This is a genomic window from Desulfoscipio sp. XC116, assembly GCF_039851975.1.
In the GTDB taxonomy this organism is placed as follows: domain Bacteria; phylum Bacillota; class Desulfotomaculia; order Desulfotomaculales; family Desulfallaceae; genus Sporotomaculum.
In genome coordinates, this window is record NZ_CP156660.1 from 107,145 (window position 1) to 129,774 (window position 22,630).

Sequence of the window (22,630 nt, forward strand, 5' to 3'; positions counted from 1 at the left end):
TCCAGCATGATCATGCCATCTTTAATCTTCGGATAGTCCAGTACGCTTCTTTTTCCACCTGGTCGGCAAACCGGCCCGCCGGAGCCAAGTACCAGCCGTCGTAATCGTCAGCCGGAGCGTCAAACAACTGTTCCATATAACTACTCCTTTATTAAAGGAATTAAATAGTCTGGGTCATGTGCTATTTGAGAAGACCTGCGCTCACTTCTTTTACTATTGATTGAGCATCAAGTCTGTATATGCTTTGAAGCTCATTTATCAAACCGTGGGCAATGAAGTGGTCGGGATATCCGAACATTTTTGATTTTATATTTATTCCTCTCCTGCTCATAGTCTCAAGAACCTTGCTTCCAAACCCACCGGTTAAAGCATTATCCTCAATGGTTACGAGAAACCTTGTCTTACCCGCTGAATTTAGAATAAGTTTTTCATCAATTGGCTTTATGAATCTTGAATATATAATATCACAGGTAAAATTCATTTTTTCCAGCATATCTGCAACGAGCAGTGCTGTCTCTACTTTATTTCCAACCGCCGCAATGGTTACATTAGTACCTTCCCGCAAAAGAAGTGATTGCCCGTATATGAGAGGCGGCGTTTCAACAAGCTTATCCGATCCTTTTCCTCTGGGATACCTTATGGCAACTGGCCCTTTATGCTCTTCAAGTGCGTATTTTAACATCTTGGCAAAATCATTATAATCGCAGGGCGCCAATATGGTCATATTTGGTATATGGCTTAAGAAAGATATATCATAAATACCATGATGAGTTTCACCGTCTTCCCCCACAATTCCGGCTCTGTCAATTGCAAAAACCACATGAAGGTTCTGAAGAGCTACGTCGTGCATCACCTGGTCATATGCTCTCTGTAAAAATGAAGAGTACAGCGCAACAACAGGGTTCATGCCGTTTGTGGCAAGACCAGCTGCCAATGTAACAGCGTGTTGTTCTGCTATTCCCACATCAAAAAATCTCTCGGGAAACTTCTTTGAGAAAAGATCAAGCCCTGTACCATGGGGCATTGCTGCTGAAATGGCTACAATGCTATCGTTATTTTGGGCTATTTTTGTAAGTTCCCGACCGAATATTTCTGAATAACCGGAACCACAGTTCGCAATGATTTTCCCCGTCTCAATCTCAAAGGGAGCTATGCCGTGAAAGATATGAGGATTTTCCTCAGCATAGATATATCCTCTTCCCTTTCGTGTGCATATATGCACAAAAACTGGTCCTTTTATTTTCTTTGCCCTTGATAAAACCTTTTCAATCTCCATTATATTGTGTCCATCAATAGGGCCTAAATACTTAAAACCCAGTTCTTCAAATATTATACCAGGCATTATCATGTATTTAATAGAGCCTTTAAGCCTACCAAGAACTTGAGTAGCACTTTTATTGATAAGAGGTATTTTATTTAACAAAAAACCAATATTTTCTTTAACTTTGAAATAAAATGGTTCTGTCCTAATCTTACTAAGATAACTGGATAAGCCCCCTACATTCTTTGAAATAGACATTTCATTGTCGTTTAATATTAGGATAAAATTATTAGAAAACCGTCCCGCATCATTCAATGCTTCAAACGCCATTCCCGCTGTTAGAGCTCCATCTCCTATAATAGATATCACCGAGTAGTTTTCTTTTTTTAAATCCCTTGCTCTTGCAATTCCAAGAGCAGCGGAAATAGAGGTGCTGCTATGCCCTGTATTGAAAACATCATGTTTACTTTCATTAACCTTTGGAAATCCCGATAATCCGTCTAATTTCCTGAGCGTATGAAATTTGTTCTTTCGTCCGGTTATAATTTTGTGAACATAAGTCTGATGGCCGACATCCCAGACGATCTTATCGGAAGGTGAATTGAACACCCGGTGTAAAGCCAGTGTTAGCTCTACCACACCTAAGTTGGAAGCAAGATGGCCTCCGGTTTTAGATACCTTATCAATTAAAAACATTCTTATCTCATCTGCCAGTTTAGTAATCTCTTCCAGATTAAGTTTTTTAATATCATCTGGCGAATTAACTTTGGATAAAAGGTTAGCCAAATAGGTTTCACCTTACTTTCAGTTTCGCTTAGGTTTAAAATTACATATAACTTATTTTTCCAATTAAAAGTTTTAAGAACATTTCAATGCTTGCAAGAGCCTTCAGTATTCCATTTACGGACATCAACGTATTCAAACTTATTTAACTTATCAATTATCCTGCTTATTTAATCATAGAGCATTGTCACTGACGATTATTGAAACCAACAATACTATGTAATCTATCAAAAACGCCACGGTCGCATTCGTCACAAATAGACACGGTTTTAACATCATATAACTTACCAAGCTGTGCTAAAATCATGCTGAGTCGTTTATCTTCATTCACTAACAGATACATGCGACTTTTACTCCCGTCTTCAATAGGCGCACATAAAATACCATCAAGATTGTAATTCCTTCCTGAAAAAAGCTCTGTAATGCGCGACATGACCCCAGGATAGTTGTTTACAGTCAAAACGATAATAACTCCCTTTGTCATTCTATTGCTCCTTCCATAACATTGTAGTATTCCCTTCGCCCGGAGGAACCATAGGAAATACTTTTTCTGCATGATGGATCGGGATATTAATGAGCATAGGCTTTTTGCATTGCACACCCATCCGAAGCGCATTTTCCAAATCTTTAGGATCCGTATCCTTTTTGACATCAATGCTATCAATCCCAAATCCCTTTGCCAATAAAGCAAAATCTGGATTCGTTTTAAACTTGCTCGCCATGAGGTTATTGTTGTAGAATAGCTCCTGCTGTTGCCTGACAAGCCCTAGATGCTGATTCTTGAAAACAAAAATCGTAAGATTGCAGCCTAAATCTGCGGCTGTTGTAAGCTCCTGAATATTCATCAGAATTGAACCGTCGCCACTGAAGCATACGACTTTTCGCTTTGGGTTTGCTATACTTGCTCCGATTGCCACCGGCAACCCGAATCCCATTGTACCAAGTCCGCCTGATGTAAGAAGTGTTCTTGGTTTTTCAAAAGGATAAGCCTGTGCGACCCACATCTGATGTTGACCAACATCTGTGGCGATGATAGCATCATCCGGAAGCAAAGTTGCTGTTTTGCGGATTATTTGATATGGACTGAACGGATCATCATATATTCCTATCGAGGGGTAGGAGTTCTTAATATTTAATATCTCCTGCAACCAAGGCGTCCTGCGGTTATCTTCAATCAATCTCCTAAGTTCAATCAATACCTCTTTGGCATCTCCGACGATCGAGTATTCCGCCTTTCTGTTCTTATTGATTTCAGCACAATCAATGTCAATATGAATAACCTTTGCATTTGGGCAAAATTCCGAAAGTTTGCCTGTAGCACGATCGTCAAATCTGCTTCCGACAGCAATAATAAGATCCGCTTCATTCATTGCCATGTTCGTATATCGTTCCGCATGCATACCAAGCATGCCAAGGTTCAGGGGATGCGAATGCGGAATAGTACCAAGCGCAAGCAGCGTTGTCACAACTGGAATACTATTCTTTTCCACAAACGAGATTAAGTATCTTGATGCATTTGCATGAATGATACCACCGCCTGCGTAGAGAATAGGCCTTGGGGATTTGTTTATGGCTGCTGCGATTTTGTTCAAACCGTCATTCTTATTTTGAATAGATATATCAATCGGTTTTCCGGGGTTGGGCCATTCTTCTACGTCCACTGTTTCAAGCTGAATGTCTCTCGGCACATCGACAACGACAGGTCCGGGCCTTCCGGACGAAGCGATTGTGAAAGCCTCCGGGATCAAAAAAAGAAGCTCCTTTGCTGATTTAGCAATGAAATTATGCTTTGTTATCGGTATCGTGATACCATAAGTATCAACCTCCTGAAACGCGTCGGTTCCAATTATTGAGGTTGCAACCTGTCCTGTGATAATCACTATCGGAATTGAATCAAGCTTTGCATCAGCGATTGCTGTTATGATATTTGTTGCACCCGGGCCGGAGGTGGTAATTGCGACCGCCACATTCCCTGTTGACCGCGCAATCCCTTGTGCGATAAACCCTGCTCCTTGTTCGTGGCGTGCAAGAATATGCTGGATGCCGCTTTTTGCTAAGGCATCATAAAGCGGTAAATTTGAGCTCCCCGGAATACCCGCTATTATCTTAATCCCTTGGTTCTCAAGTAGTTTTACTATAATTTGCGCTCCATTGTATTTCATAAATTCATCTCCCTAATATGTACTTTAGTATTTGCTTAATTAGTTGCGAGGTGATGATGATTATTGAATTTATTGAAATTCTAAAAGCCCTATCTGATGAAACACGATACAAATTACTCAAACTTTCCTTAGGTCAAGATTATTGCGTGGGGGCACTGACAGAAAAGCTCATTCTTGTCGTGATTCCGTTTGGTTATTAAATAACCCCTGGTACGGATAATATTGGCGTTGCTTAAACTAGACGCAAAGTATTTGTAATTAAATGGTATCACAAGTGGGCTAACTAAAAAAACCGAATTTATCTTGGAGGGAATAACCTGGCTTTTACTATTTCCTAATCGATTTCAAGATTAACTCGGAAATATTTATTAATCCTGCTCTTATTTATCGACTTCTGATGTTGGCTATTAGGGGTAATATCAGCGGAACTGATAACAGGAGCAAAATAGATTCAATAAATGTGGTTTTCGCCTATTGCCAGCAACGCTGGCAATAGGCGAAAACCACTAATAATTTAAAAGCCTATGGTTCTTTATGTTCGTTACACGATGACAATCCTTGCTGAATTCGTTTGGTTTCCTCCTTTAGTGCTTTAAATTTATTAGTCATTTATTAATATACAATAACCTAACACAGTTTGAACTATAAATCCAATGCATGTTTTGCATAGTTATTATGCGTTATGGTAATACAAAAAGGCAGGCACCAATAATTAAATTGGTCACCTGCCTGAATTAAATAATATGTTTTAACTATGATTAGGCGATAACATTAATCAATCCGGGGTCGTTTACTATTTCCCCTATCTCCTCCGCCAGCGTTACTTCCGGGTCTTCGTGCAAAGCGGCCAGCAGGCGATCCGCATTTTCACGGGACACAACCATCAATAATCCGCCGGAGGTTTGCGCATCGCAAAGAATCAGCCTCATCTCACTTGATAGTACCTGGTCCCACTGCACCGTGTCACGAAGATAGCGGTAGTTGTTGTGGGTACCCTCGGGCACCGCGCCGGCCCGGACCAATTTTTCAGTTTCCGGCAGCACGGGCACCGCGGCTGCGTTAACCCGTGCCCCTACCCCGCTGGCGACGGCTATCTCCCGCAAGTGCCCCAGCAGCCCGAACCCCGTCACGTCGGTGCAGGCATTGACCCCGATCTCCAGCATAATCTCTGAAGCCCGCCGGTTTAGTGTCAGCATAATATCTGTAATTTTTGCTGCTTGGTCTTTATGCACCTTCCTATAGTCTATACCGGTGGTAATTATCCCAATACCCAGCGGCTTGGTAATAATCAAGCGGTCTCCCGGTTGGGCTCCGTTTTTTCTCACCATCCGTCCCGGATTCACAAAACCGGTAACCGCCAGGCCGTACTTTGGTGCGCTGTCGGTAATGGAATGCCCGCCGACGATGGTGACACCGGCTTCAGCGGCTTTATCCGCTCCGCCTCTGATGATGTCCTCCATAATAGACAGCGGCAGGCTTTGGTTGGGAAACCCGATGACATTTAGGGCGGTCACCGGCCTGGCGCCCATAGCGTATATGTCGCTTAGAGCGTTAGCCGCGGCAATCATTCCAAACTGGTAAGGGTCGTCGACTACCGGGGTGATATAGTCAATAGTTTGGATCATGGCCAATTCATCATTAAGCTTGTATACCGCAGCGTTATCATCTCTGCCGGCCAAGACGTTGGGGTCTTTCACCGGCGGCAGACAGCGCAGAACCTGTGCCAGGTCCGCAGGACCTATCTTACATGCTCACCCCGAACCGGGAGAATAAGATGTAAGCTTTACGTTTAACGGCTGCTTCTTCAATATTCACACCCCAAACCTTTAGAGGCTGTTTATCTCCGCATAGCCTGTAAGATCCCGCTGTGTTTTCTTAATATTGATAACACAGTGTGTAAGAAACGGCCTGCGTTCCACATTTTGCAACAGCCTCTTAATACTTTATTCTATTTATTGTCTTGTGGTACCTAGTTTAGGATTTCATTAAGGAAGTCGTACATGTTTTCTTTGTCCAAAGCTGTTTCCCTGGGAACTAATTGGCCATTTACAAACACATTGGTAGATGATAACAGAGTGTAACCCTTTGCCTCCACTGAATCATTTAGATAAATGTTCAGTTCAATTTTGTCACCGAATTTTTCCTTCATTTTTTTGGCTATAACTATAGCCATCCGGCAGCTTTTTCAATTTGGATTTCCGCTGTGAAAAACAACCAAATTAACCATTAAAAAACCTCCTTTGTTTTGTATTGGGATTTTGAGATAAAGAAGTAATAACTGTAAAGTCGTCGCCTTTCATATAAGGTCGCCATACCTTTTCTTCCACCATTCCCAGTATGATTTATCGTCCATAAAAGACTGGTCGTCCGGGGTCCAAACTTCATTTTTATCCATAATGTAACTTTGATCGTTTTTATCCCGGGTCAATATTTCATAGGCTTCAGAGATTTGCTTAAATTTATCGGTTAAGTTCCGGTCCCCGTCATTGAGGTCGGGATGAAACTTTTTTGCCAGCTTCCGGTACGCGCATTTTATCTCTTCGATACCTGCTTTGTCGGACACACACAGTATAAGTCTTGCTTTTCTTCTTAATTCCTCCCTTTTCATTGCTACATCACCACGCTAATTTTAAAAATTTCGCTGCGCAGTAGTTGCCTACCGTCCTAAACAATGGTAATAGTTGTCCGTGACATATTTTTGTTCTAAGAACTTCAATCAAAGGTTCCTTAATCTTTTGAAAAACAAGCATAAGGAGTCCCCACGAAGTCTGGGGATAACAACGGGACAATAAAGCAAAGTGTTCTGCGTTTGAAATAGGGCCTAATTTAAGCAAAGAAAAAACAGCTTAAGTTAATTGGTTAAAAAATTATAGGAGGGCTAACCCTTCCAGGTATTTTTCCGCGGTCACTGCGGCGATAGCTCCGTCGGCGACGGCGGTGACCACCTGGCGAAGCAGTTTTTGACGAACGTCTCCCGCGGCAAATATACCGGGGATTGAAGTTAGCATATTTTCGTCGGTAATAATATAACCCTTTTCATCAAGTCTGACCAGTTTTCTAACCAGACCTGAACTGGGCCGGTAACCCACGTAAATAAATGTACCGTCCACATTTAGTTGAGTTTTAGCACCGGTTCGCACATCTTGGATTAACACAGCTTCTACGGTATTCGTACCGTGGATTTCATCGACGACACTGTGCCAGATGAATTCTATTTTTCCATTCTCAAAAGCCCTTTGCTGTACAACCCTGGTAGCTCTTAACTCGCCGCGGCGGTGAATGATATAAACCTTTTGCGCAAATCTGGTAAGGAAGAGGGCCTCTTCAACAGCTGCGTCACCTCCTCCGACAACGGCAACTTTTTTGTCGCGGAAAAAGGCGCCGTCACAGGTAGCACAATAAGAAACACCACGGCCAGTATATTCCGCTTCACCAAATACGCCCAATAGTCGAGGCTGAGCTCCAGTAGCTATTATCACTGCGCCAGTTGATATTTCACCGTCATCGGTTTTAACGACAAATTCTTTTTCAACGGGCACAATCTGTTCTGCATTGGCGGATGCGATTTCAAGACCAAAGCGGCAAGCCTGGCTTTCCATCTGTCTCATTAATTCAGGGCCGCTGATGCCTTCGGCGAAACCAGGATAATTTTCAATAAAATCTGTGCTAACCACAAGGCCACCTGAGATCCCCTGCTCCAGGAGAACGGTGTTCATGGCAGCCCTGGAAGCATAAATTCCGGCGGAAAGGCCGGCCGGACCACCACCGATGATAACTAGATCTTTTTTCTCCATGTCTATATTCATTCCTTTCGCTTCGCTCAAGGCACAAAACATAATTAGATGTATTGGCTCAAGCTGTTTTTTAAAAGATGCATTTCCTTATTTAGTGAAATGCTTTTATTTTAAGTAGCTTGGCATACTCAGTTTATCCCAGGATGCGGTACGCTGCGCAGTAGTTGCTCAAAAATCGTTTAACGCTGAATCTCTGTTGTTAGTTGGAAAACCGGTTATTAAAGTTACTGTTTACAGGGTAGCACAGGATATATTATAATTCAAATGCAACATATGCATAAGTAGTATGCATTTAAGTTATGGATAGCCGGAGGCCGGGTAGACAATGGGCGAATTAAGTTTATACCACCTAAAAACCTTTTATACCGTGGCCAGGCATCTTAATTACTCCCGGGCCGGGGAAGAACTGGCCATCAGTCAGCCCGCCGTATCACGACAGGTGGCGGCATTGGAAAAAAACCTGGGTATGGACTTGTTTGTGCAGCGGGGCCGTAAGGTGGAACTTACTGATGCCGGCAGGAGTTTGTTTGATTACGTTGACCGCATATTTCATTTAGTAGATCGGGCTGAAAGGACACTGGCGGAATATAAAGACCTGGAACGAGGAAAAGTCTTTTTTGGTGCGGGTATTACCATCGGAGGTCGGTTAATCCCACAGATACTGAAAAGCTTTCGGCAAATGCATCCCCGCATTGAGGTATCGTTATTATTAGCCAACAGTTCCACTATAGAGCGCATGGTTGCATGCGGAGACCTGGACCTGGGATTTACAGCCGGAAGCGTAATGGACTCTGCGCTGCATATGGAATCTGTTTTTCGAGAAGAATTGGTGCCGGTTATTTCTGCGCAGCACCCTTTGGCTCGACCGGATATTACGCTGGCCGAGCTAAATGGTGAAATGCTGCTCTGGAGGGAAAATGGTTCCGCAGCTAGGGATGTGGTGGAACAATATCTGGAGGAGGAAGGGCTAACTTTTAAAAACCGGGCGGAGATAAGAGATTCCGGAGCTATCAAACAGCTGGTGTTAGAGCAGTTGGGCGTTGCCTTTCTGCCGCGCCGCGCGGTAGAGCGGGAACTTAAATCGGGAATTCTACACCGGATTGCATGCAGCGATTCTGCAATTGCTTTAAATTGCCATATTGTTTCGGCTAAAGATATGCATTCATATCCCGCCGTTCTTGCCTTTTTGAATTATGTGCGAAAGTGGGCAAGTGAACATAAAAGCAAACGTTCCAAAGGTAAGTGAATTATTCGATGATCTTATCAATAAAAAAGCTATTTAGGTGAGACGTCCAGTCGTTTAAATCACTTATTGGATTAACGTTTGCTCTCGTTTGCTCTAATGATATAATTATTACATGGAAAAAAATAAACCACCGGTTACGACAAATATGCAGGAATCATGGAAGCTATCTCAATTTATCCTTTCCAACGCTACCATTGGTAGTCCGGGAAAATACATTAAAGATCACTCGGTTAAAGGATGTTACCATTATTTATGAGAAAGAAAACGGGAGCCCGAAAGCAGAAAAAATATTTCCTGGTAAGGCCACCCGGGGATAATAAAATAACATTAATTAACCCTTAGAGCGTTAAAATTATATTATGGCAATAATATGAGAAAAGAGGATTAAGGGGGATTAGCTTGAAAATTGAATCCCTATCGATAAAAAATTATAAAATATTTCGAGATGTGACCATTAAAGATTTACCTAACATGGCAGTTTTTCTTGGTGCTAATGGTTCAGGTAAATCCACTTTATTTGATGTATTTGGCTTTTTACATGATGCTCTAATGGATAACGTTAAAGCAGCTATTACTATGCGCGGTGGCTATAAAGAAGTCGTTTCTAGGGGTGAAAAGGGACCAATTGATTTCGCCATTAAATTTCGTCCCAAGCCCGGGGATCCTGTAGTTACCTATCAGTTAAAAATAGGTACGGATAACAGGGGAATACCTGTTGTTAAGCGGGAGGTGCTTAGATACCGCCGTGGTCAGAAGGGGCAGCCGTGGCATTTTCTTGATTTTTCTGAAGGTGCCGGAGTAGCCATTGTTAATGAGATGGAATATGGTCAACCGGATGCCGAACCAATACGCGAGGAGCAGAAATTGGATTCACCCGACATACTGGCTATTAAAGGATTGGGCCAGTTTCAAAAGTTCCCTCAGATTGCTGCATTTCGCCGTTTAATTGAAGGCTGGCACGTTATGGATTTCCATATTCAAGCTGCGAGATTTAGTCAAGATGCCGGTTATAGCGAGCATTTATCGCCCACTGGAGAAAATTTACCACTTGTGGCCAAATTTATGTATGAGCATTACCCAAAACAGTTTCAGGAAATATTGAATAAAATGTCCCAGAGGGTACCTGGAGTTACAGATGTTCAGGCTACCGAAACTACTGATGGAAGAATAGTATTGCGCTTTCAGGATGGTTCATTTAAGGACCCGTTTATTGCCCGGTATGTTTCAGACGGCACAATAAAAATGTTTGCTTATTTATTGTTATTACATGACCCCAATCCGCACCCTTTACTTTGTATAGAAGAGCCGGAAAGCCAGCTGCATCCAGAACTTTTATATGAACTAGCAGAGGAATTTAGGAGCTATAGTGAAAGGGGCGGTCAGGTATTCATATCTACTCACTCACCTGATTTTGTGAACGGCGTAGATATCTCTGAATTGTTTTGGCTAACTAAGCGGCAAGGCTTTAGTATTATTCAAAAAGCTTCTGAAAATAAATTGGTAAAAAGTCTTATAAAAGAAGGGGACTTACTTGGCTCACTGTGGAAACAAGGCTTTTTTGAGGGAGCCGGGCCACGATGAGTAAAATTGTTTTTATGTTGGAAGAGCCCTCAATGAAAGAATTGCTGGATAAGTTACTGCCACAACTGCTTCCGCAGGGGGTGGACTTTATGACGGTTCCACATGAGGGAAAGCAGGATTTGGAAAGATCTATCCGCCGCAAGCTGCGCGCATGGAATGAGCCTGGAGTGCGCTTTATCATTGTACGTGACCAGGATGGTGGGAATTGTTTTAGAATAAAAGGTGATCTCCTAAATATTTGTAAACTGGCCGGCAGGCCAGATTCCGTAATTCGCATTGTTTGCAACGAATTGGAATCATGGTTTCTGGGGGATTTAGTTGCGGTTGCTGCTGCTTATGATAAACCCCGGATTGCAAGGTTGCAGGGAAAAAGAAAATATCGTAATCCTGATAATGTTACCAACGCGGCAGAGGAATTAAAAAAACTGGTCCCAGAATATCAGAAGCTTCAAGGAGCCAGGAGAATCGCAAACCACATTGATAGAGACAGAAATATATCAAATAGTTTTCGCGTATTTTTAGAAGGGGTTTTACGGGTAGCTAATAGTAATTAAGTCTATAGCTTTCCTTCACAATTACGTGGCTTACAAGGGCTATGGCACCGCGGCGATCGTGGGGACTGAAAGCTTCACCGACGCAGCCGCTGTCCACGATTGGGCGCGGACCGCCGTGGAGTGGGCGAACGCGGAAGGGTTAATCACCGGCCGCACCCCCACCACACTCCGGTACCCGGCGGCGACGCCACCCGTGCGGAGGCTGCTGTGATTTTGAAACGGTTCATAGAAAACATTGCAAAATAAGGTAAAGTGTCACGAGGCGAGGATATCCCCGCCTCGCTGAAGTTTGTCTAAATTAATATTGTCTAAACCTGATGCGGTACTTGTCCCTCGGCGGTAGGTTTTGGGAATGGAGAACCCCAAACTTGCCGCAGCACAGCTATTTTAAATTCTCATACTAAAAGGAGCATTGCTTGCTACTTGAAAAAGTAGTTTGTGACGCTCTATTTTTTTATTTTTATGTAGTTAGACAAATATTGTCTGCACATTTTAGATAGTCCCTCATATATTATTATAGAACTCTCATGAAAGGAGGAGATTGTATGGTTGCTGCCCAGACAACTGTTAAGGAAACTATTACCGTAAACCAGGTGGTGAGCGAGAATTCCCAGCAAACTGTGGTACGCGGGACCTTCATGATACCTGACCCCAAACCGGATGTGGAACAGATTATCTCAATAGATAAGACGGCCAGCGTCAAAAAGACCAGACTTTTACCTGATAAAGTAGTGGTCGAGGGAAGACTCATTTTGCAAATCGTATACGTGGCCTTCGAACCGGATCAATCCGTCCACCATATGCACGGGCAGGTTCCTTTTACCGCCTACGTAGACTTGCCGGGTGCGCTGCCCGACATGGATGTAAGAGTGGATGCCTTTGTCGAGGATGTTAAACTTAATCCCAGCAGCAGGGATGTTCGGCAGTATGATGTGATAGCGGTACTGAATGTATCGGCTAAGGTGACTGAAACCAGGGAAGTCGAGGTGCTAACGCAGGCGCCGGATGACATGAACGCCGATTATGACGTGATTCACATTGATGACGTGATAGGCCGGGAATCCGCCCAGGTGATTATAAGCGAGGATTTTGACGAACCGGATGAGAAGCCGGAGCCGGCAAAAATACTGGATGTGGATTCCATCGCCATGGTTACGGATGCCCGTATTGTAGCAGACAAAGTGATAGTTGACGGTGAATTAACACTGCAGATTATGTATGTAGGCGCAGTGCCGGAACAGTCCGTGCATGATATGCACAAAACCATCTACTTTACTGATTTTGTTGAAGTGCCCGGGGCCGACCCGGAAATGGATGTGATTGTGGATGCTTTTGTGGAAGACTGCGATGTCGAGATTAAAGGTGATCCATTTTTCAGCGCGAGTTGTGTGATTAGGCTTGATGCCCGGGTTACCGAGCCCCGAGAGGTCAGGGTCGTTACCGAATGCGCCGGTGCTACGGTGGAAACTCTTGAGTTAAATGTTGAACATATCATTGGCGAGGACTCTTCCCAGGTAGTGGTGCGGGAAACCGTTGAAACTCCTGATCCCAAGCCGTGCCCGGAAAAGGTGCTCAATGTATCCATAGATGAACTTAAAGTAACTGAAACAAAAATCATTAAGAACAAGGTAATCACCAAGGGCTATGTGGATATCAAGATTATTTACGTCTCTGCCAAGCCTGATCAGGCTGTGCACGCCATGCATCAGCGCCTCAATTTCCGCACCTTTGTGGAAATTAAAGGGGCCGCCGACGGCATGGATGTGGTTGTCAAGCCGATGGTGGAATATATCAATGCCGAGGCCGAGAATTGCGACGTTAATGTCGAGGCGGTTATCAAGGTCAGGGTCCGGGTTACAGAAACGATGCGCCGGTCCGTGTGTTCCGGCATTGTGGAAGAGGAAGAAGAACCTACTGAAGAGTGTCCCGTTGGCCAGGTAATTGATTACACTGTTAAATCCGGCGATACGCTTTATCAGTTGGCCCAGCGCTACAGTACCAGCGTAAATAGAATATTGGCCGAAAACCCGGGGATAGATCCCAATAATTTGCGGGTCGGTCAGGTCATCAGGATTCCCTGTGGGGCTAAGGGCTAATTAATAATTTTTTAAAAGGAGGTTGTGACATGCCTATACAATATTTTTACAGCGAGCCCGATAATGTTTTATGTGTAAAAATAAAGGTTCCGGTGGTTCTGGCGGAGGAAGAAGTGCAGGTGATTGTCGATAACGTAGCCGCTCTGCCCGAACTGGCCCAGAAAATTGACCATATTGATGCCCGTTTGGATGATTTCGAGGCCCGGCCTGTATTCATACACGAAAACGGCGGCCGGTGGATCAGTGTAATCGAAGAAGAGGGCTGGGACCGCTTTGGCTGGCACTGGGCGGAGCACCGTCAGCCCGTGGTGAAAAAGGTGCTGGTCAGCGGTACGCTGCACAAGCAAATTTATTACGTGGATAAAAATGACCACGTCAAGCATGTGGGAGAGGATATTCCCTTTGCCGACGATGTGACACTGGATGTCCCTCAGCCGGTGGTAAATGAGAATGATGTGTTCGTTCAACTGCACCATAAAAAAATCGATATGCGCTGGGATTTGCGGCGGGGCTCCCGGCTGCACCAGACCGGGGTCATGATTTTCCAGGTCAAGGTGGTGGAGGAAAGACAGATTTTCGTGCAGGTTTGCCCGCAGCTGGACCGCAAGTGCGTTCGTGGTGTTAACCTGCTTAAGGACGGCAGCTTTGAGGCCTGGGGTACCAACACTACCCCGGTATTTTGGGGAGCCAGCAATGTATTGCGCTATAACAACGGTGCTTTACTTGGCAATATCCCCAATGAAGCGGCTTCACTGTTCCAGACTGTTAACCGGCAGGGCGCCAACAACAACAATATTGTGCCTACCGGGGAGTACCGTTTGTGTTTTGACGCATCGGAGATTCCTAATTTCAGGACGGTTTTAGGGGGTACGGCTTCCTTTAACCTAACGGCGGAACTGCTGTTTTATAATATTTACGGCGAGCTCGTAAACGGTGAGACCAAAACCTGGAACGCCGGAAACATAGCTGATGAGTCGTTTACAAATTTGTGCCTCAATGCCGTTGCTCCCGAGGAAGCCCGGGAAGCTCTGGTGAGATTTAGCTTTGAGCCCAACTCGCTGAACACCAGCGCAGTGGTAATTGATAATGTCAAGCTTGAATGTATGAGAGTGCAAAATCGCTACTTCGAACAATTTACGCAGGGATAATTGGTAATTAGCGATTGATTTCGCTGCCAAAATCTATTATTAAGACAAAGGGATGGTTGAAGACCATCTCTTTTTTCTTAAATGCGGAGTTGTTGAAAGCGGTTGCAAGCGTAACTTATTAACAGGAATTTATTGTTATCGGTTAGCTTAACTATTTTAACTTTTAAGGCATATATTTGATAAGAGTGAAAACGAAGGGGGAAAACAGACAATGAATAATATGGGCAATTTCATGCCGCTTGTACAGGAGTTGCAGGAACAGCTGAAAAATATGACGGTGAAAGTTAATGCGGGTGAGGGGGCGGTGCAGCTGGTAATGAACGGCAATCAAGAGGTGGTGCAGCTTCACTTTAAGCCCGCCTTGCTGCAGGACCCTGCTCAGTTGGCTCAGTTGACCGCGGAGGCTTTTAATGAAGCTATGCGGGAATCCAAAAAAATGGTGCGTGAGCAATTGTCCAAGTTGACGGGCGGACTGGCCATACCAACTGTGCCGGGTTTAATTTAGTGAACTCGTTCAGCTAAAGCTGAACATCGAGGCTTCGGATGGGGATTCTACCCTCACTTGAAGTAAAAATGGGAACTTCCACTTATAGAAGTGGGGAGTTCCGGAACTTGATATAAATAAAGGTGGTCGAATATTATGCCCGACGCCGGTCTGGAAAAAAGCATGGTTGAACTGCTGGAGCTAAAGGATAAGTATCATTTAGATAATGATAAATTGTTATTGTTGGTGGGCTTGGTGAATTTAATGGGTATTATTAACCTGCTGGAGGTACGTGTCGCTGCCGGTGCGGAGAAGAGCGGCGCCGGCCGTTCCGCCTTGCACCAGGAGATGGCGCCCTTATGGGGTATGTTCGGTGGTCCCAAGGGCAGGCAGCCGGTCGACGGTGCCGCTAAGTGAACTCGTTCGGCTAAAGCTGAACAGCGGGGTTTCAAATGGGGATTCTGCCCCGCCTGAAGTAAATAGGAAGGGGCTGTTGTACAACGGGCTAAATAGTTTATAGTGCGGCAGTTTTTGGTAAAGATATCGGATTATTATCGGAATAATTGGCTGAATCCAGAAAAGGAAGCGTCGCTCACTACTCCAAGAAAATAGTTTTGCGACACTCCCACTTGGAATTTGATAAAAGGGCTGCCGGCGGACCGCTCTCTCACCGGCTGAACAATTATATGGGTTCTTACACTTTTTTGCTGCCGCGGCATTGTCCCAATTGAAATGTAGTATTGGGTTCAGCGCTTATCAGTGCCGCCCGGGTGAAAATATTAGTGTTTGCTCTTACGGGGCATTTCGGCGGGGAGCACTGAGGGGGGCGGTTCATCCGCTGTTGCAATGGTGATATCACCGGTGTCCGTTTGTGATGTGTTATAGTCACTCTCCGCAGCTGCCGTTTGCTCATCTGCTAATTGTTCCGCAGTCTGTTCAATTGGCAATTTAAAATCCGGTTCATGCGGGGTTTGGTAGTAGGGCTGATCATCAATTGGTGGCAGATCATTAACGGGCGGATTATTAGGCTCGGTCTCGGGTTGTTCCTGAGGTGTATTGCTGTCAGGGGGCATTATTAATTGATAGACGGCACCGTGCAGCGTGTTTATACCCTTTTGCATCTCCTTTACGGTATTCTGGGTGCCGTTAATCATGTCGATTAACTGGCGCATCCAGGGTTCCAGGTCTTGCCCTTTCAGTGTAAGCATAATGAATACCGGAAGCATTTCCCACAGGCTTAACGATGAACGGCTCAAAATAATTCTCCTTTCTTATAATTGGTTTTTATATAAATCATGAAATATACTATGTAAATGCTTAATTAACTGCTACCTTGGGTAAATATTGAATTGACTAAGGGGGTGTTTGAAAATTGGATAATGATAAGATTGAACATACTCTGGTTAAAATATTGGAATATCGGTCCGAGCATAAGGTTGACGACGACAGTATTCTAATTATGCTTAGTTTGCTGAACCTGATGGGAATGGTTAATGTGTTAAACCGTGATGAGGATAGCGGCAGTGCCGCAAGTGCCGGGCCGGGCGGCGTTCCGGGAAATATGGAAGCGCTGCTTGGGCCGCTGATAGCTCTGATGGCCGCGGGAATGGGAAAAGGCGGTGGCGCCGGCGGCGGGCAGGGTTCCTTTAATCCCGCAGCGTTGCTAAGCCTATTGGGAGGCGTCCAGGGTAAGGGGGGGATACCTGATCTTTCCGCACTATTTAGCCTGCTGGGGCCGCTGATGGGCATGGGGGGAGCCGGCCAGCCACCGGGCCGGACCGGCGGCGGCAATAATGAGTCGGCGGCTAAATCGCAGCCTGTTCAGCGGGAGATAAACCTGGATAAAAAGTATAAAACCTCCGGTACTGGTACGGAAAACGGCGGAGAGCGGACTCCGAGGAAGGAAAAAAAACGGCCGCCCAAGCCCGGTGAGGTATTAAAATGGAAATTCGGGACATGATAAACAGAAAGACCAACCGGAGGTGATTATTTGGGCGATAAGGCCGGAACCGCCCGCGAAACCATTTGGGTGGGTGGATTGCACGATGTGGATGGCAGCCGGGAAATCGAACATAATTTAATCCAGGTGGATGGGGTGCAAGAGGTGCAAGTGGCGCTGGATGAAGGGAGCGTCACCGTGAATTATGACCCGGCGGTTATCAGTGGGGAATATCTGCGCCGCACTTTAAATTCATTGGGTTATTCTCCATATGTACGCTATTAAAGCGGGCTTTGCGGGGCCCGCTTTTTACATTAAAGCAACAAACTATAAGGCAGGGATGTACATGAACGCCAAGCTGTTGGCTTTGCTGATTGCCGCCGGATCCGGGGTGGCTATGGCGCTGCAGGGTTCGCTTAACGCTGCTTTGGGTAAGATAATCGGTCTTCTGGAAACTACCTTTATAGTGCATTTGGTGGGTTTGGCGGCAGTTTTTTTATTGCTGTTTGTGTTCAAGCTGGGTGACGGCGACTGGCATCGTTATGCTGAGGCGCCCTGGTATGTCTACCTGGGCGGTATACTGGGCGTGATTATTATATATTTAGTGGTTCGTTCCATTCCCGTTTTGGGGGTGGCGGCGGCTACCACCGCCATAATTGTGGGCCAGGTGCTGACCGCTTGCCTGGTAGATCACCTGGGGATGTTTGGATTAAATAAGGTGCCCTTTACCTGGTACCGGGTGGCCGGTACGGCTTTGATGGCTTCGGGCGCTTTTTTATTATTAAAAAAGTGAATTTATCCGTGCCATAAATAAAAAGCCGGCTGCTGCGCCACAGAGGGCAAAAATTGCCTGGTTGTTAAACGACGCGGGCACCAGCTTTTCAATTACGATAAATATCATGGCGCCGGCGGCCAGCGCTAAAAGCAGTGCATTTAAGGCAGGTGAAGCTTGCAATATAAATAAACCCAGCAGTGTGCCCAAAGGGGTTACCAGGCTGATTAATCCATTGAGGGCAATTATCCGCCCGCCGCCCATGCCGCTGGCTCTCAAAGGGGCCGCGGTAGCCATGCCCTCGGGTATGTTATGCAATCCTATGGCCAGGACCAGCAGCGGTCCCAGCTGTGCGGAAGTTGAGTAGCCCGCTGCTATGGCAATACCCTCGGGCAAATCATGCAAAGCAATCCCCAGAGCGATTAAGTAACCCATGCGCAGGTAAATCTGGCTGTTATGACGGCCGGGCATTAATCGGGTTAGTATAAAATCCAGGCCGGTCAGCAGTAAGAAGCCGCCGGCAAATCCAAGCAGGCAAACGCCCGGGCCGCCGTAGGCCAGAGAAGTGGGCAACAGATCCATGATGACTACTGCTGTCATCACCCCCGAGGCAAGCCCCAGCAGCAGGGCCAGCACCCGTTCTTTCATTTGCCCGAACAACATAATTAATGCCGCGCCCAGGCAAGTGCCCAGCCCGGCGACAAGGGCGTAAATTAATATACCAATCAATTAATCACCTTCCAGTGTCAGGGGATGAAAATGGTTTGCCCTATTACTAACCGGTCGGGAGCGATAAGATTATTGATAGCGATTAGTGTTTCCAGATTTGTGTTAAAGGATTGGGCTATTTTCCACAGGGTGTCCCCGGGTCGGACCGTATATGTTTTGCCGTTGCCGCCGTTGCTGCCGTTGCCGCCGCTTCCGGCTGTGGGCTTGAAAGCGGGAATTGTTTCTGTTTGGGAACGGTCGTAAATATGTACCGGGGTGCCGATAGGTACTTGGGGAAAGAGTTCTTCAACATGGTAGTTATGCATGCGGATGCAGCCCAGCGATACGGCCTGCCCGATGGATGAAGGGTTATTGTTGCCGTGAATGCCGTAATTGCCGCCGGGGATAGTCAATCCCATCCAGCGGGTGCCCAGTACGCCGCCGGGGTTGACCATTTTATTCTTAATTTTGTAGTTGCCCGGAGGGGTGGGCGTGGACGGTTTACCCACGGCTATGGGGTATTCTTTTATAAGGTGTTCTCCGTTATAATAATGCAGTTTGCGGGTGACCGTATTGATGGATAAGCGGCCACCGGCCTCAGTCCTGGCAGGTGCCAAATAACCACGCTCCTTTCACCTTAAATGTATGTAGCGGATTGGACAAAAATGTCTTATAACGGATACTTGTCCTTCCGGCATTTTTTGGATATACTTAAAACCGTTAACTGTGTGCAAAGGATTTGGTGAATAATAAAAATGATGGTAAATGCTTATGCTAAGATTAACCTGGTTTTGGATGTGCTGGGCACACGTACGGACGGGTATCATGAGCTGGTCACTATTATGCAGACCCTGGAGCTGCATGACAGGCTGGAATTCAGTAAAGCCGGTGCAATAAAACTTGTCGTAGAGGGGGCCGATTTGTCCGCCGGTTCCGATAACCTGGCTTTTCGCGCGGCCGATTTGCTGCGCCGCCGGTCGGGTTACGCCGGTGGCGCCAATATTAAGCTGGTGAAGCGTATCCCTCTGGCGGCCGGGCTGGCCGGGGGGTCGGCGGATGCGGCTGCTGTTTTGCGCGGTTTAAATAAACTTTGGGGTTTGGGTATGGAAATGGAAGAGCTGGCGGATTTGGGCGCCGCCATTGGCTCGGATGTGCCCTTCTGTCTGCAGGGCGGCACTGCTTTGGTGCGGGGGCGTGGTGAAAGAGTCGATCCCCTGCCCGGTTTACCGCCCTTGGGTGCTGTGCTGGCCAAGCCGCCTTTCGGGGTGAGCACGGCCCGGGTTTATCACCGGTACGATGATATTGTTAAGCCGCTGCACCCGGATGGTCAGGGTATGCTGCGAGCTGTGCGCGGGAGTGATGTGGGACGTGTGGCTGCCTGCCTGGGTAACGCTTTGGAACAGGTAACGGTTTCCATGTACCCGCAAATAGGAGAAATTAAAGAAATTGTAGCCGCGGCCGGTGCTCTGGGGGTTTTGATGAGCGGCAGCGGACCCACAGTGTTCGGTTTGTTTGATGATGAATTTGCGGCGCGGCGAGCGGCGGATGGGATAAAAAGCGGCGGCTTCAGGGTGTGGGCCACCAGGTTCTGCGATCCCCGGGTCGATCACTGAAGCCTTGCGGGTTTAATTGAAATAATGATAAAATATATAAAACAAGTATTCTGAAGGAGGCGGGGGAATTTTGAGCGAGCCGAGATTAATACCTATTAAGCTGGATAATTATAAGCCCCTGCGGGAAATAGTATTCGAGACTTTGCGGGAAGCAATTATCCAGGGTCGGCTTGAACCGGGGGAGCGGCTGATGGAGATCCAGCTGGCCGAGGAAATGGGGGTCAGTCGCACCCCGGTGCGGGAGGCCATCAGGAAATTGGAGCTGGAGGGCTTTGTGGCCATGGTCCCGCGCAAAGGGGCTTATGTGGCGGGCATTTCTGTAAAAGATATCGTGGATGTCTTTGAAGTGCGGACTGCGCTGGAAGCACTGGCTGCGGGTTTGGCTGCGGAAAGAGCTACTGCCGAGGAGATTGAGGAAATGGAGCGGGCTTCGCTGCATATCCACGAGGCCGGCGATGGTCAGATAGACAGCATAGTGGAACGGGACACAAATTTTCATAATTTAATATATAAATCCAGCCGCAACCAGCGGCTGATACAAATTATCACCCTTTTAAAGGAGCAAATACAGCGTTTCCGCACCGCGTCACTGTCCCAACCGGGCCGTTTAAAGCACGCTGTTGATGAGCATAAGGCTATTATAGAGGCTATTAGTGACCGCAACGTGGAACTGGCTTATAATCTGGCACGTGAACATATTGAAACTGCTGAACAGACTTTCCTTAATGCCATGGGGGAGGCAAAAAAAGGTGATTGACGCTCTGGTTTTGGCCGGCAGCCCTAATAACGGTGCTTTGAAGGAGTGCAGCGCCGCCAGGTATGAAGCAATGATTGACATCAAGGGTAAATTAATGGTGGAATATGTGGTCGATGCGCTTAAGAAATGTGAACGCATTGGGCGGATAGCCATTGTAGGTCCCCAAAATGAGCTGGCAGCGCACTTTCAAAGCGGCGGTCGGGAAGTGCTGGTGAATCACGGTGGTAATCTCACCGAAAATGTACTGCGGGGCCTGCGCGAGCTTCCCGGCACCCAAAAAGTTTTGCTGGTTACCTCGGATATTCCGCTGATTACTCAGCGGGCTATTGAAAACTTTATTGATCTCTGCGGTGATGGGCAGGCCGACTTGTATTATCCCGTGGTGCCGCGTGAAGTGGTGGAAAAACAGTATTCCGCCACTAAGCGTACCTATGTACAGTTAAAAGAGGGTGTTTACACCGGCGGCAATATTTTTTTATTTAACCCCGGCATTGTGGAAGAATGTATGCCCCGGGGACAAAAGCTGGTGGATGCTCGTAAAAGCCCTTTAAAACTATGCCGTTTAGTGGGGCTGATATTCTTAATTAAGTTTTTAACGAAAAATATTTCTTTGCAGGAAGCGCAAAAAAAAGTATCGCGATTGCTGGGTATTAAGGGGCAAGTAGTGATTAGTCCCTATCCCGAAGTAGGAGTGGATGTGGATAAACCCAGCGACTTGGAATTAGTGAATAAACAATTAGAGTTGGCGTGATTTAAAGCCCGGTGTGTTAAACAAAACACCGGGCTTTAAAAATTTGGCCTTTTTATGTACAAAGAGTAATGCTGAATTCTATTTTTTCTCATCCTTCGGTAAATCACCGAACAAGGTACTTGTATAATTCCGCCTGCCGTATGTGATTCCAGACACGAAGACAAATCCATCTTTACACCTGTAAAATATTAGGCAGTTGGCGCAGACAAAAAAACGATAGTCTGTCTGGATATCCACGACGGAAGATAGCGGTGCGCCAATCTCGGGAAGATCAGGGCGATGAAAAGGGTTGAAGCTGAACGCAGAATAGCCGCCAACGCGAATAGAGAGAAAACGGCGGTTGACTACATAGGTAAAGTAAAATTTCTTGGGTTTGCATTCCAGCGCTGCAAGGGCAAAGCGAGAGTCGGAATTCATCCGAAATCCGTTGCCAAGATGAGAAATAAAGTGAAAGAATTCGTCTCAGGAGCAACGGGATGGGCAATGGAACTAAATGAGCGCGTTTTTCTTGTGGGCGTTATTGGGTTGATAGTATTTTAATGGTCCTATGAACAAAATTTTTATAAAAATTTCTAATGTGTATGGATGCTTGCAGGGATTTTTATCTATTTGTAGAAGGATTTATGATAAAACTTGGCATAAATGGTTAAACTGGAAGGTGGTGAATGCATGAATGTTACCGATGTGCGGGTGCGCAAAGTGTTGACCGAGGGGAAAATGAAAGCAATTGTTTCGGTAACCTTGGATGATATGTTTGTCATCCATGACGTTAAAGTGGTGGAAGGTCAAAACGGGCTGTTTGTGGCGATGCCCAGTCGTAAAACCCCTGGCGGTGAATTTAGGGATATAGCCCACCCTATCAATACTTTTGCACGGGAAATAATTCAGGACGCGGTGCTCAAAGCTTACAGTGAAGCTATATAATTATAAAAGGCTTTACATGATAATAAAAGAGAGCTTAGGCTCTCTTTTTTAGTTGAT

27 protein-coding genes are annotated in these 22,630 nt (G+C 45.9%); 16 read left to right on the forward strand and 11 right to left on the reverse strand.

All coding sequences use genetic code 11. The features are described from left to right. Positions 1–10: 10 nt before the first annotated feature. The 4 genes from ABDB91_RS00520 to ilvB all read right to left on the reverse strand — a co-directional run bounded on the left by ABDB91_RS00520 (position 11) and on the right by ilvB (position 4,206). Positions 11–136: a hypothetical protein gene (locus ABDB91_RS00520; protein ID WP_347489627.1), complete on the reverse strand. Its 126-nt coding sequence runs from the start codon at positions 134–136 to the stop codon at positions 11–13. Between the two features lie 45 nt (positions 137–181). Continuing rightward, positions 182–2,047 carry a 1-deoxy-D-xylulose-5-phosphate synthase gene (gene dxs, locus ABDB91_RS00525; RefSeq protein ID WP_347489629.1) on the reverse strand — a complete coding sequence of 622 codons (1,866 nt, stop codon included), beginning with the start codon at positions 2,045–2,047 and terminating at the stop codon, positions 182–184. Positions 2,048–2,231: 184 nt separating this feature from the next. Beyond that, a complete protein-coding gene (locus ABDB91_RS00530) occupies positions 2,232–2,528 on the reverse strand; it encodes an ACT domain-containing protein (RefSeq protein ID WP_347489630.1) in 297 nt (98 codons plus the stop codon). 1 nt (position 2,529) lies between these two features. Further along, positions 2,530–4,206, reverse strand: a complete 1,677-nt coding sequence (gene ilvB / locus ABDB91_RS00535; protein ID WP_347489631.1) for a biosynthetic-type acetolactate synthase large subunit — start codon at positions 4,204–4,206, stop codon at positions 2,530–2,532. A gap of 53 nt (positions 4,207–4,259) precedes the next feature. Between ilvB and ABDB91_RS00540 the strand changes: the two genes are divergently transcribed. After that, the gene (locus ABDB91_RS00540) at positions 4,260–4,406 is read left to right on the forward strand and encodes a hypothetical protein (RefSeq protein ID WP_347489632.1); all 147 of its coding nucleotides are present in this window, start codon (positions 4,260–4,262) and stop codon (positions 4,404–4,406) included. 558 nt (positions 4,407–4,964) lie between these two features. Here the strand turns inward: ABDB91_RS00540 and selD are convergent. The 4 genes from selD to trxB all read right to left on the reverse strand — a co-directional run bounded on the left by selD (position 4,965) and on the right by trxB (position 8,000). Next, positions 4,965–6,014 carry a selenide, water dikinase SelD gene (gene selD / locus ABDB91_RS00545; RefSeq protein ID WP_347489634.1) on the reverse strand — a complete coding sequence of 350 codons (1,050 nt, stop codon included), beginning with the start codon at positions 6,012–6,014 and terminating at the stop codon, positions 4,965–4,967. Positions 6,015–6,175: 161 nt separating this feature from the next. Continuing rightward, positions 6,176–6,379, reverse strand: a complete 204-nt coding sequence (locus tag ABDB91_RS00550) for an HSGNP motif-containing (seleno)protein (protein ID WP_347489636.1) — start codon at positions 6,377–6,379, stop codon at positions 6,176–6,178. A 123-nt stretch (positions 6,380–6,502) separates the two neighbouring features. Next, a complete protein-coding gene (locus ABDB91_RS00555) occupies positions 6,503–6,814 on the reverse strand; it encodes a DnaJ domain-containing protein (RefSeq protein WP_347489638.1) in 312 nt (103 codons plus the stop codon). Between the two features lie 259 nt (positions 6,815–7,073). Next, positions 7,074–8,000 (reverse strand): thioredoxin-disulfide reductase, encoded by a 927-nt coding sequence (trxB, locus tag ABDB91_RS00560; RefSeq protein ID WP_347491489.1) that lies wholly within the window; start codon positions 7,998–8,000, stop codon positions 7,074–7,076. 325 nt (positions 8,001–8,325) lie between these two features. Between trxB and ABDB91_RS00565 the strand changes: the two genes are divergently transcribed. The 7 genes from ABDB91_RS00565 (at position 8,326) to ABDB91_RS00595 (ending at position 15,526) form a co-directional block, all read left to right on the forward strand. Then, positions 8,326–9,246 carry a LysR family transcriptional regulator gene (locus ABDB91_RS00565; RefSeq protein ID WP_347489639.1) on the forward strand — a complete coding sequence of 307 codons (921 nt, stop codon included), beginning with the start codon at positions 8,326–8,328 and terminating at the stop codon, positions 9,244–9,246. A 399-nt stretch (positions 9,247–9,645) separates the two neighbouring features. Next, complete coding sequence (locus tag ABDB91_RS00570) at positions 9,646–10,827, forward strand: AAA family ATPase (RefSeq protein WP_347489641.1); 1,182 nt, start codon at positions 9,646–9,648, stop codon at positions 10,825–10,827. Next, the gene (locus ABDB91_RS00575) at positions 10,824–11,381 is read left to right on the forward strand and encodes a DUF4276 family protein (RefSeq protein ID WP_347489642.1); all 558 of its coding nucleotides are present in this window, start codon (positions 10,824–10,826) and stop codon (positions 11,379–11,381) included. The genes ABDB91_RS00570 and ABDB91_RS00575 overlap by 4 nt, the downstream gene beginning before the upstream one ends. Positions 11,382–11,926: 545 nt before the next feature. Beyond that, positions 11,927–13,477: an SPOCS domain-containing protein gene (locus tag ABDB91_RS00580; protein ID WP_347489643.1), complete on the forward strand. Its 1,551-nt coding sequence runs from the start codon at positions 11,927–11,929 to the stop codon at positions 13,475–13,477. A gap of 29 nt (positions 13,478–13,506) precedes the next feature. Next, complete coding sequence (locus tag ABDB91_RS00585) at positions 13,507–14,625, forward strand: hypothetical protein (protein WP_347489645.1); 1,119 nt, start codon at positions 13,507–13,509, stop codon at positions 14,623–14,625. A 211-nt stretch (positions 14,626–14,836) separates the two neighbouring features. Further along, positions 14,837–15,130 carry a YbaB/EbfC family nucleoid-associated protein gene (locus tag ABDB91_RS00590; protein ID WP_347489647.1) on the forward strand — a complete coding sequence of 98 codons (294 nt, stop codon included), beginning with the start codon at positions 14,837–14,839 and terminating at the stop codon, positions 15,128–15,130. A 135-nt stretch (positions 15,131–15,265) separates the two neighbouring features. After that, positions 15,266–15,526 (forward strand): hypothetical protein, encoded by a 261-nt coding sequence (locus tag ABDB91_RS00595; RefSeq protein ID WP_347489649.1) that lies wholly within the window; start codon positions 15,266–15,268, stop codon positions 15,524–15,526. Between the two features lie 362 nt (positions 15,527–15,888). Here the strand turns inward: ABDB91_RS00595 and ABDB91_RS00600 are convergent, their stop codons facing one another. Beyond that, a complete protein-coding gene (locus ABDB91_RS00600) occupies positions 15,889–16,365 on the reverse strand; it encodes a hypothetical protein (protein ID WP_347489651.1) in 477 nt (158 codons plus the stop codon). A 116-nt stretch (positions 16,366–16,481) separates the two neighbouring features. On the opposite strand from ABDB91_RS00600, the gene ABDB91_RS00605 reads away from it, so the two are divergent. The 3 genes from ABDB91_RS00605 (at position 16,482) to ABDB91_RS00615 (ending at position 17,841) form a co-directional block, all read left to right on the forward strand. Continuing rightward, positions 16,482–17,069: a hypothetical protein gene (locus ABDB91_RS00605; protein WP_347489653.1), complete on the forward strand. Its 588-nt coding sequence runs from the start codon at positions 16,482–16,484 to the stop codon at positions 17,067–17,069. A 30-nt stretch (positions 17,070–17,099) separates the two neighbouring features. Next, the gene (locus tag ABDB91_RS00610) at positions 17,100–17,333 is read left to right on the forward strand and encodes a heavy-metal-associated domain-containing protein (protein ID WP_347489655.1); all 234 of its coding nucleotides are present in this window, start codon (positions 17,100–17,102) and stop codon (positions 17,331–17,333) included. Between the two features lie 61 nt (positions 17,334–17,394). Further along, positions 17,395–17,841 carry a DMT family transporter gene (locus ABDB91_RS00615; protein ID WP_347489656.1) on the forward strand — a complete coding sequence of 149 codons (447 nt, stop codon included), beginning with the start codon at positions 17,395–17,397 and terminating at the stop codon, positions 17,839–17,841. On the opposite strand, the gene ABDB91_RS00620 is transcribed toward ABDB91_RS00615, so the two are convergent. Next, on the reverse strand, positions 17,830–18,549 hold the full coding sequence (locus ABDB91_RS00620) for a ZIP family metal transporter (RefSeq protein WP_347489657.1): 720 nt from the start codon (positions 18,547–18,549) through the stop codon (positions 17,830–17,832). The two genes, ABDB91_RS00615 and ABDB91_RS00620, sit on opposite strands and share 12 nt — an antisense overlap. A gap of 17 nt (positions 18,550–18,566) precedes the next feature. After that, positions 18,567–19,145, reverse strand: coding sequence for a L,D-transpeptidase family protein (locus ABDB91_RS00625; RefSeq protein WP_347489658.1), 579 nt, complete (start codon positions 19,143–19,145; stop codon positions 18,567–18,569). A 138-nt stretch (positions 19,146–19,283) separates the two neighbouring features. Here ABDB91_RS00625 and ispE point away from each other — a divergent pair, with 138 nt between their 5' ends. The 5 genes from ispE to spoVG all read left to right on the forward strand — a co-directional run bounded on the left by ispE (position 19,284) and on the right by spoVG (position 22,573). Beyond that, a complete protein-coding gene (gene ispE, locus ABDB91_RS00630) occupies positions 19,284–20,141 on the forward strand; it encodes a 4-(cytidine 5'-diphospho)-2-C-methyl-D-erythritol kinase (RefSeq protein WP_347489660.1) in 858 nt (285 codons plus the stop codon). Positions 20,142–20,211: 70 nt separating this feature from the next. Then, positions 20,212–20,898 (forward strand): GntR family transcriptional regulator, encoded by a 687-nt coding sequence (locus ABDB91_RS00635; RefSeq protein ID WP_347489662.1) that lies wholly within the window; start codon positions 20,212–20,214, stop codon positions 20,896–20,898. Next, positions 20,891–21,649 carry a nucleotidyltransferase family protein gene (locus tag ABDB91_RS00640; RefSeq protein ID WP_347489663.1) on the forward strand — a complete coding sequence of 253 codons (759 nt, stop codon included), beginning with the start codon at positions 20,891–20,893 and terminating at the stop codon, positions 21,647–21,649. Before ABDB91_RS00635 ends, ABDB91_RS00640 begins: the two co-directional genes overlap by 8 nt. 279 nt (positions 21,650–21,928) lie before the next feature. Then, entirely contained in the window at positions 21,929–22,189 is a 261-nt protein-coding gene (locus tag ABDB91_RS00645; protein WP_347489664.1) for a hypothetical protein, read from the forward strand. Between the two features lie 129 nt (positions 22,190–22,318). Continuing rightward, a complete protein-coding gene (gene spoVG, locus ABDB91_RS00650; protein ID WP_166510836.1) occupies positions 22,319–22,573 on the forward strand; it encodes a septation regulator SpoVG in 255 nt (84 codons plus the stop codon). The last annotated feature ends 57 nt before the right edge of the window (positions 22,574–22,630 follow it).